The organism is Lysobacter enzymogenes (genome assembly GCF_023617245.1).
Taxonomy (GTDB): domain Bacteria; phylum Pseudomonadota; class Gammaproteobacteria; order Xanthomonadales; family Xanthomonadaceae; genus Lysobacter; species Lysobacter yananisis.
In genome coordinates, this window is the sequence record NZ_CP067396.1 from 5,314,590 (window position 1) to 5,329,121 (window position 14,532).

Below are 14,532 nucleotides of genomic sequence, written 5' to 3' on the forward strand. Positions count from 1 at the left end.
CGCTGACGACGCAAGCGAGGTTTCATGGTCGCGGCTCGCGCCGCTCCTACAGGGGGCGCCCGGATTTCCGCGGCGGCTGGAAACGAAAAGGCCGGCTTGCGCCGGCCTTTCGCGATCACATTTCGATGCAATCGAACTTCACGTCCGGGTCGACGTCGGCGTCGTAGTCGACGTCGTCGCGGTCGAAGCCGAACAGCTTCAGGAACTCGTGCTTGTAGCCGGCATAGTCGCTGAGCGCGAATAGGTTTTCGCTGGTCACCTGCGGCCACAGCGCGCTGCATTGCGCCTGCACGTCCTCGCGCAGTTCCCAGTCGTCCAGGCGCAGGCGGCCTTGCTCGTCGGTCTGCGCGGGCTGGCCGTCCTGGCGGTACATGCGCTCGCGGTACATGCGGTCGAGCTGTTCGATCGGGCCTTCGTGCAGGCCCTTTTCCTTCATCACCTTGAACACCAGCGAGATGTACAGCGGCAGCACCGGGATCGCCGAGCTGGCCTGGGTCACCACCGACTTGAGCACCGCCACGTTGGCCGTGCCGCCGCCGTGCGCGCGCAGGCGCGCGTCCAGGCGCAGCGCGGTCGCGTCGAGGTCGGCCTTGGCCCGGCCCAGCGCGCCGTGCCAGTAGATCGGCCAGGTGATTTCGGTGCCGATGTAACTGAAGGCGACGGTGCGCGCGCCCGGAGCCAACGCGTCGGCGCGCTCGAGCGCGTCGATCCACAGCTCCCAGTCCTGGCCGCCCATCACCGTGACCGTGTCCTCGATCTCCTGCTCGGTGGCCGGCTCGATCGTGGCCTGCACGATCTGGTCCTTGTTGGTGTCGATCGCCGAGGAGGTGTACGCCGCGCCGATCGGCTTGAGCGCCGAGCGCTTGACCTCGCCGGTCGACGGCAGCTTGCGCACCGGCGACGCCAGCGAATAGATCACCAGGTCGACCTGCCCGCCCATCTCGTTCTTGATCAGCTCGATCGCCTTAGCGCGGACCTCGTCGGAGAACGCGTCGCCGTTGATCGAGCGCGCGTACAGTCCCTCGGCCTTGGCGAACTTGTCGAACGCGGCGGCGTTGTACCAGCCGGCGGTGCCGGGCTTCTTCTCGCTGCCGGGCTTCTCGAAGAACACGCCCAGCGTATCGGCGCCGAAGCCGAACGCGGCGCCGATGCGCGCGGCTAGCCCGTAGCCGCTGGACGCGCCGATCACCAACACCTTCTTCGGGCCGTCCTTGCGCACGCCGTGCGCGCGGGCGACGGCGATCTGGTCGCGCACGTTGAGCTCGCAGCCCACGGGGTGGGTGGTGATGCAGATGAAACCGCGGACCTTGGGATGGATGATCAATGTCGAATCTCGTCGGCTGGGGCCACGCATTTTAGGCGCTGCCGCGCCGATGCTGAAATCCCGGCGCCGTACGGGCACGAATGGGCGCATTCAGCCACGAGCGTGAGCCGTTTCGGGGCTGGATCGCGAGTATCCGGCATCGGCGCCGCAAGCGCCGCGGATCCCCGCGGATGGCATGCGCCGCCGATGGCAGACTGATTCGCCGCCGGCGCCCGCTCGCGCCGGCGGCGGGGCCGCTTCGCCGCCAACCCTGCTCGCCGGTAACGGCGCGCATATCCCCCGACGCCAGCGCATCCGGGCATCGTGCCCGCTGCGCGGTCTGCTCAACAAGGAGGTCGCATGCATCGTCTGTCTTCCCTCGCCCTCGCCGGCCTGCTTTGCGCCGGCCCCGCCCTCCCAGCCGTCGCCGCGGGCGGCAACGACTTCTGCGACGGCATCGTCGAGGTCCCGTTGCTGACCCGGTCCGGCGACGACTATGCCGGCGGCCGCTGCCAGGTCGATCTGCTCCGCGACCGCCCCAGTCCGCTCGATCCCGCCGGCGGCTTGCGCCTGCACGATCTGCAATGGGACACGTTGCGCCGGCCGCCCGCTACAACGGCCGCTCCGGTCCGTCTGGAGGTGGATGTGGGGCCGCAGAACTTCGTCGATGGCGAGGCCCTGATCGAATGGACGTTCGAGTCGAGCAAGACCGGCGAGTTGCGCTTGCTCGTCCTCAGCCTGTGGCGAAGCGACGACAGCAAGGACGCAGGGGCCGGGCCGACCCGGGTACTCGCGCAGTTGTACGCGCCCGGGCGACCGGACTGGTCGCTGGCCGGTCCATCCGACGATTTGGGCGAAACCCAGGCCCTTGCCGTCGCCGATCTCTCGCCGAAGCCGTCGCTGTCGCGGTTCGTCCTGGTCTTCGACGGACGCCAGGCGACGGTCTCGGTCGAAGGCGGCGGAACGCACAGCTTTCCCATGCCCCATGCAGGCTGGACGCTGGTGCATCTGCGCAATGGGGTTCTGGCCCGCAAGCCATGGCAGGCCGGCGAAGGCCTGATCCTGTGGTGGCCCGTCTGGCTCGCCGCGCACTGAGGAATGCGCCCGCCGCGCGTGCGGCGGGCGCGCGGCTCAGGGCCGGTAGTTGAAATACTGGTAAGACGCCGGCCGCAGGTCCAGGTCGATGTAGCACTTGCGCCCGCTCGAGGTCGCGCCGATCGACTGGTTGCCCGGCGTGTACAGGCGCGTGGCCGGCGTCGGCGGACCGCCGGCGAGGCCGACCCAGTACAAACCCTTCAACGAGGGACCGCGGCACTCGGCGTAGTACGGCGGCCCCAGGCCGCTGTCCTCCATCAGCACGATCCACGGATTGGTCAGCGCCGACTGCGCCGAACGGGCGTCGTAGGCCGACGTGGTGCCACGCCATTGCGGCAGGTTCTGCGCGACCGCGCTGAACGGCGTGCCGGTCTGGTCTTGGCACTGCGGCGAAAACTCCATCGCGCCGACGCTGAAAGCGCCGTTGCCGGCGAGCGCGATGCTCAGGCTCAGCGCGCAGCGCACCTGGCGCTCGAGCCGGCCGTCCAGGCCCATCACGGTGATGGTGGCATCGCCGGCCAGCGTGGTCGAACCGGCCGGCGACACCGTCACCGAGCCGGCCGCGGCGGGAAGCGACGCGGCCAGCAAGGCCAGCGCCGGCAGCGAGGCCGACAGCGAGAGTGTCGCGAACGACTTGAGTTTCATGATCGATATCCCTTCGAAAGACAGGTGAATCCCGACGTGGCGCCAATGCCTGCGTGGTGCGGGCGGCGGCGATGCGGTCGCGCCGGGAGAGCGGGCCGCCCATCGATGCACTCGCAGGGCGCGGCGAAAACGGCTCACGCTCCATCACCCTCGCCCCCGCGCTGTGACCGCGCGCGCCGCACGCGCGTGAGCGTGCGTTAACGGCCGCATTTGTGCATTCGCCATCACGTTCGCGCGGGCGGCTTCGGACGTACTAGTACCGCCGCACGCCGGGGAAGACGCGCGCACTCCATCCGCATCGGCGAACGCGTCCGCACGCGTCGCCGCGCAAGCCGTCGCACCGCCGCGTCCGCCGCATCGCCCGCTTTCGTCGAGGACCCGACCGATGACCCAGCACAACGCCGCCCAGTTCGAAGCCCTGGCCGATCTGTACGAGGACATCAGCGACTGGCCGTTCCGCAAATACATCGAGACGCCGAGCGTGCTCGCGCGCATCGGCGATGTCGCCGGCGCCGACGTGCTCGACTTCGGCTGCGGCGCCGGCACGTATGCGCGGATGTTCAAGCGCGCCGGCGCGCGCCGCGTAGTCGGCTACGACCTCGCCGAAGGCATGCTGGCCAGCGCCCGCCGCCGCGCCGCGGCCGAGCGCCTGGACGTGGAGTTCGTATCCGCGCTCGGGCCCGACCAGGCCGGCCGCTTCGACCTGGTGCTGGCGGTGTACGTGTTGCCGTATGCGCAGGCGCTTCCTGACCTGGAGCGCATGTGCTTCCAGATGCTCGCGCCGTTGCGCCCGGGCGGACGCCTGATCGCGCTGCCGATCCATCCCGATTACGAACCCGCGCCGTCGTACTACGAGCCGTTCGGCTTCCGCATGACGCCCGACGATCCGCGCGAGCCGCATCGCGACGGCGCGCGCCTGCGCCTGGACCTGTTCTATCAGCAGCGCTACGACGCCAGCGTGCACGCCTGGTACTGGAGCCGCAGCGCGATCGAAACCGCGCTGCACCGCGCCGGCGCCACGGCGGTGCGTTGGCACCCGCCGCAGCTGCACGCGCCGGCGGACGCGCCGCCGGAGCTGCAGGCCTATGTGCGCCGGCCGCACGCCGCCATCGTCGAGTGCCGGCGCGGCTGACGCGCCGCAACGCCGCCGGCCGCGGCCGGCGCAGGCCCGTTCGCGCGCGAGGAGGCCGTGGTGAAACCGAGGATCGAGGTGTTCGACTCGCTGGAGCGGATCGACCGGCGCAGTTACCAGACCCTGCACGACGCCAGCCGCGCGTCGCTGTTCTACGACTGGCGTTTCCTGCTCGCCGCCGAGCGCTCGCCGCTGCTGCCGACGCAGAAGACCCTGTACCTGTGCGCGTACGACGGCGACGAACTGGCCGGATGCCTGCCCGCCTATCTGCAGCGCCTGGCGGCGGTGGACCCGCTGGGCTTGCTGGCGCGCGCCGCGCAGGTTCGCGATGCCGGCGGGGAATCGGGTCTGTTCAGCCACATGATGCATTGCTGGGACAGCAGCGTGCCCTGCCTGGAAACCGCCGGCGGCGTGCGCGAGGCCTTGCTCGACGCGCTGCTGGACGTCGCCGCGCGCGAGGGCGCCGCCTATGCAGGCCTGCTCAATCTCGGCGAAGCGGCGCGGGCGGGTGGCAGCCGCCTGCGACTGCACCCGCTGGTCGAACGCTACGACGCGCAGTTGGGCCCGTTCGACGACTTCGATCACTACGTGCGCGCGCTGCCGAGCGACGGACGCGCGGAAATGCGGCGCCAGCTGCGCAAGTTCGAGGCCAGCGGCGCGAGCGCGCAGGTGCTGGCGCCGCCGTTCGACGACCGTCTGGAGCAGGTCTGCGAGCTGTGCTTCCGCACCACCGCCCGCCGCGGCACCCCGCACTATTTCCCGGCCGCGCCGCTGGCGCGCTTCGTGCGCCTGTGCGGCGACCTGGCGCGGCTGGTGCTGATCCAGGCGCAGGGGCGCGTGATCAGCGGCATGATCGGCTGGCAACGGCGCGACACGTTCTGCCTGTGGTCGGCCGGCGTGACCTACGACCAAAGCGACTTCAGCCCGTACACGATCTGCTTCGCCGCCGCCTTTCGCCACGCCTTCGCCCACGGCCTGCAGCGTTTCGAAGGCGGCCGCCTCAACGAACGGATCAAGCGGCGCCTGGGCCTGTCGCCCGTGCCGCTGCAATGCGCGATCGCCCGTCTCGCGCCGCTGCCGCGAACCGCCCCGCCGCCCGCGCGCGTGCCCGCCTCCGCCGCCCTCGACTGACAGGAGCTCCGCCATGGACCCGCGCCGCGATCCCATCGACGCCGACGATTTCCGCATCTTCCCGCGCCACCTCGACGGCAAGGCGCGCTCGCGCCATCACGCCGAATACGCCGGCTGGCACCGCAGCGCCTGCTGGAACGGCCGCCGCTTCGAGCGCTTCCCCGAGTACATCGTGCGCGCGCAGTCGGTCGCCGACGTCGCCCACAGCATCGACTTCGCCCGCCGCCACCGCTTGCCGGTGAGCGTGCGCGGCCGCGGCCACAGCTACGCCGGCTGCTTCCTGCGCGACGACGGCCTGTTGCTGGATCTGGCCGCGCTGGACCGGATCGACGTCGACGCGGCCGCGCGCCTGGCCGCGGTGCAACCCGGCGCGAGCAGCCGGCAACTGGCCCAGGCGCTGGCGCCGCACGGGCTGGCGTTTCCGACCGGCCACGGCGGCGACGTCGGGCTCAGCGGTTTCCTGCTCGGCGGCGGGCTCGGCATCAACGTCCGCGCCTGGGGCGGGATGAGCGCGTTCAATGTCCGCGCGATCGACCTGATCGGCGCCGACGGAGACTTGCTGCACGCCGACGCCGAACACCACCCCGAGCTGTTCTGGGCCGCGCGCGGCGGCGGCCCCGGACTGGGCTTCGTGGTGGTGAAGTTCTATCTCGACTGCCGGCCGCTGCCGCGCTGCATCACCTCGACGAGCGCGCGCACCGGCCTGGACCGGCTCGGCGAACTGCTGCAGGCGATCGAACGCGCCGACCCGGAGCCGGCGCTGCAGGTCATGGTCGCGGTGGTGCCCGACGGCGACGGCCTGCAGGCATCGCTGAGCGCGCTCGCCTTCGCCGACACGCCGCGCCAGGCGCAGGCGCTGCACGCCTCGCTGTTCGCGCGCCTGCCGGCGGGACTGCTCGAACCGCCGGCGCAGGACCAGCCCAGCGGTTTCGAAGCGATCTACCGCCAGAGCGAGGCGATGCTGGTCTCGCGCCGCTACCGCAGCGACAACATCCTCACCGACCGCGCCGGCGAGGCCGCGCGCATCCTCGCCGCGCACCTGCCCGCGCGGCCGTCGCCGGCGACCGTGCCGTTGCTGATCTGGCGCGGCGAACCGCGACTGCCCGACGCGGCGTTCTCGGCGCGCGGCCGCTGGTTCGTCTCGACCTACGCGCAATGGGACGCCGAACGCGACGACGAGGCCAACCGGCGCTGGCTCAAGGCGCTGTACGACGAACTGGCCGGCGTCGCGAGCGGCGCTTACATCAACGAGTTCGACCTGGAAGAACGCTCGGACCGGGTCGAGCGCTGCTTCGCCCCGGCGAATTGGGCGCGGCTGCGCGAACTGCGCCGCCGCTGCGATCCCGACGGCGTGTTCCACGACGTGCGCATCGGCCGGCGCTGACCCGCGCCGGCCGATGCGGCGCCGCTCAGCCCAGGCGCATCGACAGTTCCACGTCGTCGCCGAACGGCACCGACAGGTAGCCGCGCTGCGGCGAGCGCACGCGCTGCAGGTAGTCGGGGCTGTAGTCGGCGTTGTCGGCGACGATCAGCGCGCCGGGGCGCAGCCTGGGCTCCAGCAGGTCCAGCACCTGCGGGTACAGCGCCTTGGCGCCGTCGAGCAGGACCAGGTCGATCCATTCGGGCAGGTCGGCGGCGAAGGTGCGCAGCGCATCGCCCTCGCGGATCTCGACCAGGTCGGCGAGGCCGCCGGCGGCGAGATTGGCGCGCGCGCGCTCGACCTTGGACGGCTCGAACTCGCTGCTGATCAGGCGGCCGCCGCCGTTGTCGCGCAGCGCCGCCGCCAGGTGCAGGGTCGAGATGCCGAACGAAGTGCCGAACTCGACGATGCTGCGCGCGCCGGTGCTGCGCGCCAGCTGGTACAGCAGGATGCCGGTCTCGCGCGAGACCGCCAGCGGCATGTCCTTGAGCCGGCCGTAGAAATCCAGGTATTCGGTGGTGCTGCGCATCAGCCGCTCGTGTTCGTCGCGCGGCATCGCGGCCACTTCGGGCAGGTCCATCGGCGAGGTCGCGTCGGCTTCGTCGAACAAGCGCTGGATCAGCGCCGACAGCGGCGCGGCGGTGAGCGTGCTGGCCGCGCCATGGCTTGCAGCGGAGGTATTCATTGCGGCGTCTCCGGCCCGTATGCGGGCGTCGTTGGGGGGTAGAATCAGAATGCGACTGATTCGTCATGTTCGCTATTCGCATTGGCGCCGCCCCCATGACCGACCCCAAGAAACCGCAGATTTCCCAGCGAAAACAGCCCAAGCAGGCGCGCTCCAGCGACTCGGTCGCGGTGATCCTGGAGGCCGCCGCTCAGGTTTTGGCCAAGGAAGGCGCGCAGCGCTTCACCACCGCGCGCGTGGCCGAGCGCGCCGGCGTCAGCGTCGGCTCGCTGTACCAGTACTTCCCCAACAAGGCGGCGATCCTGTTCCGCCTGCAGACCGAAGAATGGGGCCAGACCACCGCGCTGCTGTGCGCGATCCTGCAAGACGCGCGCAAGCCGCCGCTGCGCCGGCTGCGCGAGTTGGTGCATGCGTTCGTGCGTTCGGAATGCGAGGAGGCGGCGATGCGGGTGGCGCTGGCCGACGCCGCGCCGCTGTACCGCGACGCGCCCGAGGCGCGCCAGGCCCACAGCGCCAGCGAGCGCGCGTTCGAAGCGTTCATGCGCGAAGCGCTGCCGCGCGCCGACGACGCGGCGCGCACGGTCGCCGGCGACCTGGTCATCACCACGCTGTCGCAGGTCGGCAAGGAATTCTCGGAGACGCCGCGCACGGCGCAGGAGATCGAGACCTACGCGCAGGCCATGGCCGACATGTTCTGCGCCTACCTGCGTTCGGTCGGGCGGCGCTGACAGGCCGCAGCGCCCGCCGCGCGCGCGGCGATGCTTTCGCCGGCGCTATTCGCGGCGCTTGCGGCCGCGCTTGCCGGCGGCCGCGGCCGGTTCCTCGGCCTCGCCGGCGCCGGCGCCGAGCCGCTCCATCCACGCCAGCGCGTCGACATAAGCCATGAACTGCTGCAGGTACTCCGGCGCCAGCGCCTGCATGGTGCTCAGCGCGCGGTGCACGAGCCGGCCGGAATTGAGCGGACCGGCGTCGGTGGACGAGGGTTCCAGCGACTCGCGCAGCTGGCGGTCCATGCGCAGGCGCGAGAAGCGCATGCGGAACTCGTCGAGCGCGGCCAGTTGCGGGAACGCGGCCCGCGGCGCATCGCCGTCGCCCGCCTCGCGCGTCGCCGCCGTCGCTTGCAGGCGCTGGGTCAGTTCGATCAGGGTCGGCGCCGGCGCCGCGGTTTCCGCGCTCGTCCCGGATTTGCGCTTCGCGCCCTTGCGCGCGGCGCGCTTGGCGGGCGCGGCGGCGGCCGTCGCCGCATCGACCGCGCTCGCCTGCGCGCCGGCCTCGCGCGCGGCCGTTTCGCTCGCCTGCGCGTGCCTGCGCTCCAGTGCCCCGGCGTAGACGCCGATCAACTCGCGCACCCGCGCGTCCAGCACCCGCCGCAGCTCGCCGTCCTGCGCCGCGGCGCGGCGCTCCAGCGCGTCGATGCGGGCGAAGCCGGCGCGATCGCAGCGGTCGTCGCCGCGCGCGCGCCAGCCCTCCAGCGTCGTCCGCGGATCGGCCGCGTCCGCGCTCGCCGGGACGGGACTCATCGCGATCCGCGCGGCGCCGCGGCGGCCTGGGCCGGGCGCGGCATCGGCGCGATCTCCACGCGCCGGTTGCGCGCGCGGCCGGCTTCCTCGGCGTTGGAATCCACCGGCTGCTGGGAACCGAACGCGGCGGCGAACACCGCCGTTTCCGGCACGCCCGCGGCGATCAGCGCGCGGGTCACGGTCAAGGAACGTTGCGCCGACAGCTCCCAGTTGTCGGCGAACTGGCGGTTGCTCTCGCGCACCATGCGGTCGTCGGTGAAGCCGCTGACCATGAGGATCTCGTCGCGCGAGCGCAGGTACTCGGTCAACGGACCGGCCAAGGTATCGAGCAGTTCGCGCCCTTGCGGCTGCAGCCGGTCGGAGTTCAGCGCGAACAGCACGTTGCCGCTGATGCCGATGCGGCCGTCGACCAGGGTCACCCGGCCGCTCGCCAGCGGCGCGGCCAGCGCGCGCTCCAGGGTCTGGCGGCGCTGCGCTTCGATCTTGCGCTGCTTCACTTCCTCGTCGAGGCGGCTGGACAGCTGCATCTGCGCGCCGATCACGCCGACCAGGATCAGCACGAACACGCCCAGCAACACCGACATCAAGTCGCCGAAGGCGGCCCACACCGGCGCGCCGGAATCGATCCCGGCGTCGTCCTCGATCAGCGCGCTCATGCCGCCCGCGCCCCGTCGCCGGCCTGCGCCGCGGCCTGGCCGCCAGCCACGCGCTGCAGTTCGTCGATGATCTGCTTCTGGCTCAGCACGCTGAGGTCGACGACCTCGCGCGCCTGCGCCACGTAGTAGGCCAGTTGCTCGTCGCTGCGCGCCAGCGACTTGTCCAGCGCGACCTCCACGCCCTGCAGGCGGTCGGCCAGGCGCTCGTGGGTTTCGCCGAACTGCTGCACCAGCGCGGCGAAGGCGTCGCCGAGGCTGGCGACCTCGATCGCGCCGGCGCCGAGTTGCGCGGCGGCGGCGTCGAGCTTGCCGGCATCGGCTTCGACGCGTTCGTTGAGGCGCGCGCCGGCGCGTTCGAGCAGTTCGGCCGAGGACGCGACCAGCGCATCGACCGCGGCGCGCTGTTCGCCGGAGGCGTGGTTGACCGCGTCGAGCAGGGTTTCCAGCGTCGCCAGCAGGTGGTTGCGCTCTTCCAGCATCGCGGTGTCGCGGACCATGCTGTCGGAAAGTTTCTGGCGCAGCTCGGCGACCACTTCGGCCGCGGCCTTGGGCGCTTCGGACGCAGCATCGACCAGGCGCGAGATCTCGACGATGGTGTCGCGCGCCTGCGCCTGGCTCTGCGCCGAAACCTCCTGCGCGGTGCGCGCGAGCGTGTCGCAGACTTCCAACTGGCGGCCGGCGACCGCTTCGCCGGCCTGCTGCCAACGCTGGCCGAGGTCGGCGGTCATCGCGCCGAACGCGTCGGTCCACATCGCCAGGCGTTCGCGGTCGCGCGATTCCAGCGCGGCCTGCAACTGCGCGTGCGAGTCCTGGACGATGCGCACCAACCCGGCCGCATGCGTTTCGAATCCGGCGACCACGCCGGCCGCGGCCTTGGGCGCTTCGGCGGCGGCGTCGACCAGGCGCTCGATTTCGGCCAGGGTGCCGCGCGCGCGCTCGTGCGCCTGCGCCGACATCTCGTCGGCGCTGCGCGCCAGCGTGGCGCAGATGTCCTGCTGGCGCTGCGCGGTCAGCGTCTGCGACTGCTCCCAGCGCTCGCCCAGCGCGGCGCTCATCGCGGCGAAGGATTCGGTCCAGGCCGACAGGCGTTCGCGGTCGCGCGATTCCAGCGCGTCCTGCAGCTCGGCGTGGGAACGCTCGACCACCGTCACCAATGCCGCGGCGTGTCGTTCGAACGCGGCCGCGGCGCCGCCGAGCGCCTGCTGGTGGCGCTCGGCCAGGGCCTGGTTGGCCTCGCCCTGGCGCGCCAGCGCGTCGTCCCAGGCCTGCGCGCTGCGGCCGTGGCTGGCTTCCAATTGCGTCGACACGTCCTTGAGCAGGCCGGCGGCGCCGCGCTCGAAGGTGCCGGCGAATCCTTCCAGCGCGCCGCGCAGTTCGCGCAGCAGGGCTTCGTTGCCGCCGCGGTGGTCGGCCAGCACGCGGCTCCAGCCGTCGGCGGCCGCGCCGGCGGCGCTGGCGAAGCCGGCGCTGAGGCCGTCGAGTTGCCGCTGCACCGCGTCGCCGACGCGTTCGTGCAGCGCCGCGCTCTCGCGCGCGAGCGCGGCCATGGTCGCGTCCGCGACCGGCTGCAGCGCCGCGCCCGCGGCGCGCGCGCCTTCGCCGACGCTGTCCTTGAGCGAGCGCTCGAACGATTCGGCCAGGCGCGCGTACGCCGCCTCGCTGCGCTGGTGGAACGCGTCCTGGCGTTCGAGCTGGCGCTCGTGCGCGCTTTCGCCGTGGCGTTCCAGCGCCTGCATCGCGGCCTGCAACTGCGCGACCAGCGCGGGCATGGTCTCGGTCTGGCGCTGCAGCAGTTCGAACGCCTGCGCGCGGCGGCGCTCGCGCTGGAACGCGCGCGAGTGCGCGTGCAGCGCGCCGCTCGCGGCGGCGTCCAGGCGCTGCACGGCGGCGGCGCGCTCGCGCCGGCACAGCGCCGCGAGCAGGCCGAGCATCGCCGAGGCGGCGACGCCGGCGATCGAGGTGCCGAAGGCGAAGCCCAGGCCGGCGACCGGCGCGGCGATCGCGGCGCGGATCGCCTGCAGGTCGCTGGCGCTTTCCAGCGCCAGGCCGGTGCCGCGCAGGGTCGCGGTCATGCCCAACAGGGTGCCGAGCATGCCCAGCAGCACCAGCAGGCCGACCAGATACGGCGCCAGCGTCGGCGCCGGCAGCGGCACGCGCTCGCCTTCGATGCGCAGGCGCACCGGGCTGCGCAGCGAGGAATGCAGGCGGCCGATCCAGGCGTCGAGGCGTTCGCCGTCGCCTGCCTCCGCCGGCGCGGGCAGTTCGTCCAGCGCGCGCTGCAGCGTCGCGGTGGCCTGGCGATAGCGGCGCAGTTCCAGTCCGCCGGCGAGGTAGCCGGCGGCGATCAGCGCCAGCACCGCCAATGCCAGCGGATGCGAATTCAAGGCGACCGCGCCGACCCAGGCCACGATGGCGAGGCCGGCGACGAAGACGGCGGCGTGAAGCGATTTGTTGAGCATGTCAGTCGTTTGCGCGTGCGCGCAGGGCGTCGAGCAGGCCCTGCGCAGGTTGAAGTCGAAGATCCAGTTCGGCGTGCAAGGCCTCGCGCATGTCGGCGCGGAAGCGGGGCAGCCAGGTCTCGCGGTCGGGTTCGCCGCCGTCGGCGGCGTCCTGCGCGCGTTCGCGCAGGCGTTCGAAGCGCCGGCCCAGCAGCGCCGGCGCGGCGCCGAGCAGGCTGCGTTCGCGCCGGCCCAGGGCGCGTTCCATCACCGCATCCAGCGCGGCCAGCCGGGCCAGTTCGGGCGAAGCCACGGTCAGGCGCTCGCGCAGGCGTTCGCGCAGGCGGCCGGCGCCGGCTTCCAGGGTCTGTTGCAGCACCAGGTAGCGCTGGCGGAAGAACGGGTAATCGCCGGCGTCCTCGACCGCGGCCGCGGAGCGGGCCCCGGCGATGGCCGCGCCCGCGCGCGGCGGCGCGAACGCGCGATCGCCGTCGATGGCCGCGGCCAGCATGCGCCGCACCCGCGCGCACTCCTGCGCCTCGGCCTGGACCGTGCCGGCCACGCCGAAACCCGCAACCGCAGGGGCGCCGTCCAACGCTGCCGACAGCGCCAGGGTCTGGGTCCATTCGATCCATTGGCTGAGCCGGTCCGACAGCGGCTGCGCATCGGGCGCGGCGTCGGCATCGGCGAGGCGGGCGAGCAGGCGGATGAAGGTCGGACCACGGACCGCCGCCCGTCGAGAAGCTTCCACTATCAAACTGGTCTGGCTAAAAGTTCGTCATTTTACACGCGCGATGCGACCGCCCGCGGTTCGCGCGGCATCGCGGTTGGGCCGGCGGTCATCGCGGCTGAACGCGGTAAATCGCGGCGAATGCATTGACGCAGCCGCGTCGATGTGCTGGCCACTAGCCGGCGACAGCCGCGCGATCGCTGCCCCGAACCGGCGATTTCGGCGATTTCGCCGATTGCGGCCGCGGTCACAGCGAATTCTTCGCCTCGATGCGCACTCGGCGCATATCCGCATCGGCGCGGCGCAAACCGGTCAAGACGCGCCGCGCGCGCTGCGCGAAGGTGGGCGCGCCCCGCCAGGGGCTACGAGGGCGAACGCCGATTCCCCCCGACCGCACGGCGAGTCGCGCCGCCAGGCCCGACTCTCCCCGGCCCGGCGCAGCGCCCGCCGCCTCCACCGTGCCTTCCCTCACGACAGGTCGAACGATGCGCTCGCCCATTCAAACCCCCATGCTGCTCACACTGCTCGCCGCCGCCCTGCCGGCCCCGGCGCCCGCCGCCGACGCAACGCCGCCCAGCGGCCAGCTGTCCCATGTGTTTTCCGACGCCGCCGGCGGCGAGCGCAGCTACTACGTCGCGCTGCCGGCCAACTACGACCGCAACAAGCGCTACCGGCTGGTGGTGGTGTTCGCCGGCACCGACACCAGCGGGCGCGAGATGCACGAATGGTTCGGCGCCGGCTGGCGGCCGCCCGAGGTGGTCGGCCTGGAACGCTGGATGGACGACACCGTGTTCGTCTATCCCGACCAGCTGTACGTCTGGGGCGACGTCACCGGTTGGGCGCTGGGCCCGAAGGCCAGCCCCTACGACGGCTGGCACGACATCCGTTTCGCCGAGGAGCTGCTGGCCCAGGTCGAACGCGATTATTCGATCGACACCGATCGCGTCTTCGCCACCGGCCATTCCTGGGGCGGCGACATGGCGGCGGTGGTCGGCTGCTATCTGGGTTCGCATTTACGCGCGATCGCGCCGGTGGCGGCGAACCGGCCGTACTGGTTCGGCTCGCCGGCCAGCGATGCCGACTGCACCGGCATGCCGGCGGTGTGGACCTTCTTCGGCCGCGACGACGACCATTTCGGCGCCGCCAGTCCGGACGGGTTGTTCGGCAAGGAACACAACGCGTTCTGGACCGCCCGCCAACAGTGTTCCAGCCGCTACGACAGCAACGGCGAAACCCGCGACTATCGCGGCTGCAAGACCGGCGTGCGCTTCACCCTGTACGCCGGCGGCCAGTACTCCGGCGGCGGCGGATTGCGCGATCACCAGCCGCCGGATTATTTCCTGCAGGCGGTATCGCAGTGGCTGTCGGGTTTCTGAGCGCGGCCGGCCGAGGACGGCGCTGCGCGGCGGGGCCGCCGCGCAGCGCCGGGCTCATGGCGCGTACTGCGGCGCCGCCGGGCGCCAGCCGAGCAGGCGCGCGGGCAGGTACAACAGCGATTGCAGGAACGCGAACACCGCGCCGAGGGTGATGCCGACCAGACGCAGCGGCAGCGACAGCAGCCACACCAGCGGCCACAGCACCAGCGCGAGCAGCGCCAGCGGCCAGCACAGCACGAACAACAGGCACCAGGCGAGCAGGACGAACAGCGTCTTCACGGGGCGGCTTCCTTCCAGGACGGCGCCGCGGGGCCGGCGCAGGGTCAGACTGCGGCGGCGCGCGCCGGCGCCGCAAGCGCGTTGCGACGAAACCGCCGGCAGGGCGACGAAACCGGCTGCGC

14 protein-coding genes are annotated in these 14,532 nt (G+C 72.2%); 6 read left to right on the forward strand and 8 right to left on the reverse strand.

Annotated elements, in window-relative coordinates; all coding sequences use genetic code 11:
* Positions 1–115: 115 nt before the first annotated feature.
* Positions 116–1,324 carry an enoyl-ACP reductase FabV gene (gene fabV, locus JHW41_RS21955; RefSeq protein WP_250447139.1) on the reverse strand — a complete coding sequence of 403 codons (1,209 nt, stop codon included), beginning with the start codon at positions 1,322–1,324 and terminating at the stop codon, positions 116–118.
* 339 nt (positions 1,325–1,663) lie between these two features.
* Here fabV and JHW41_RS21960 point away from each other — a divergent pair, with 339 nt between their 5' ends.
* A complete protein-coding gene (locus tag JHW41_RS21960) occupies positions 1,664–2,398 on the forward strand; it encodes a hypothetical protein (RefSeq protein ID WP_250447142.1) in 735 nt (244 codons plus the stop codon).
* 36 nt (positions 2,399–2,434) lie between these two features.
* Here the strand turns inward: JHW41_RS21960 and JHW41_RS21965 are convergent, their stop codons facing one another.
* Positions 2,435–3,043 (reverse strand): hypothetical protein, encoded by a 609-nt coding sequence (locus tag JHW41_RS21965; protein WP_250447145.1) that lies wholly within the window; start codon positions 3,041–3,043, stop codon positions 2,435–2,437.
* 385 nt (positions 3,044–3,428) lie between these two features.
* On the opposite strand from JHW41_RS21965, the gene JHW41_RS21970 reads away from it, so the two are divergent.
* Genes JHW41_RS21970 through JHW41_RS21980 form a run of 3 tightly spaced genes read left to right on the forward strand, consistent with a single transcriptional unit; the run spans position 3,429 to position 6,690 of the window.
* Positions 3,429–4,175, forward strand: coding sequence for a class I SAM-dependent methyltransferase (locus JHW41_RS21970; RefSeq protein ID WP_057946100.1), 747 nt, complete (start codon positions 3,429–3,431; stop codon positions 4,173–4,175).
* Between the two features lie 60 nt (positions 4,176–4,235).
* A complete protein-coding gene (locus JHW41_RS21975) occupies positions 4,236–5,306 on the forward strand; it encodes a GNAT family N-acetyltransferase (RefSeq protein WP_250447149.1) in 1,071 nt (356 codons plus the stop codon).
* A 13-nt stretch (positions 5,307–5,319) separates the two neighbouring features.
* The gene (locus JHW41_RS21980; RefSeq protein WP_250447167.1) at positions 5,320–6,690 is read left to right on the forward strand and encodes an FAD-binding oxidoreductase; all 1,371 of its coding nucleotides are present in this window, start codon (positions 5,320–5,322) and stop codon (positions 6,688–6,690) included.
* A 25-nt stretch (positions 6,691–6,715) separates the two neighbouring features.
* Here the strand turns inward: JHW41_RS21980 and JHW41_RS21985 are convergent, their stop codons facing one another.
* Positions 6,716–7,411, reverse strand: a complete 696-nt coding sequence (locus JHW41_RS21985) for an O-methyltransferase (protein WP_250447170.1) — start codon at positions 7,409–7,411, stop codon at positions 6,716–6,718.
* 95 nt (positions 7,412–7,506) lie between these two features.
* Between JHW41_RS21985 and JHW41_RS21990 the strand changes: the two genes are divergently transcribed.
* On the forward strand, positions 7,507–8,139 hold the full coding sequence (locus JHW41_RS21990; protein WP_057946096.1) for a TetR family transcriptional regulator: 633 nt from the start codon (positions 7,507–7,509) through the stop codon (positions 8,137–8,139).
* 45 nt (positions 8,140–8,184) lie between these two features.
* Here JHW41_RS21990 and JHW41_RS21995 read toward each other — a convergent pair whose 3' ends face one another.
* Genes JHW41_RS21995 through JHW41_RS22010 form a run of 4 tightly spaced genes read right to left on the reverse strand, consistent with a single transcriptional unit; the run spans position 8,185 to position 12,776 of the window.
* Positions 8,185–8,931 (reverse strand): DUF2894 domain-containing protein, encoded by a 747-nt coding sequence (locus JHW41_RS21995; RefSeq protein WP_250447173.1) that lies wholly within the window; start codon positions 8,929–8,931, stop codon positions 8,185–8,187.
* Positions 8,928–9,587, reverse strand: coding sequence for an OmpA family protein (locus JHW41_RS22000; RefSeq protein WP_250447190.1), 660 nt, complete (start codon positions 9,585–9,587; stop codon positions 8,928–8,930). Before JHW41_RS22000 ends, JHW41_RS21995 begins: the two co-directional genes overlap by 4 nt.
* Positions 9,584–12,046, reverse strand: coding sequence for a DUF802 domain-containing protein (locus JHW41_RS22005; RefSeq protein ID WP_250447193.1), 2,463 nt, complete (start codon positions 12,044–12,046; stop codon positions 9,584–9,586). Before JHW41_RS22005 ends, JHW41_RS22000 begins: the two co-directional genes overlap by 4 nt.
* Position 12,047: 1 nt before the next feature.
* Complete coding sequence (locus tag JHW41_RS22010; protein ID WP_250447195.1) at positions 12,048–12,776, reverse strand: DUF3348 family protein; 729 nt, start codon at positions 12,774–12,776, stop codon at positions 12,048–12,050.
* Positions 12,777–13,264: 488 nt separating this feature from the next.
* Between JHW41_RS22010 and JHW41_RS22015 the strand changes: the two genes are divergently transcribed.
* Positions 13,265–14,131, forward strand: a complete 867-nt coding sequence (locus tag JHW41_RS22015) for an alpha/beta hydrolase family esterase (protein ID WP_250447198.1) — start codon at positions 13,265–13,267, stop codon at positions 14,129–14,131.
* Between the two features lie 54 nt (positions 14,132–14,185).
* Here the strand turns inward: JHW41_RS22015 and JHW41_RS22020 are convergent, their stop codons facing one another.
* The gene (locus JHW41_RS22020; protein ID WP_078997674.1) at positions 14,186–14,410 is read right to left on the reverse strand and encodes a hypothetical protein; all 225 of its coding nucleotides are present in this window, start codon (positions 14,408–14,410) and stop codon (positions 14,186–14,188) included.
* Between the last annotated feature and the right edge of the window lie 122 nt (positions 14,411–14,532).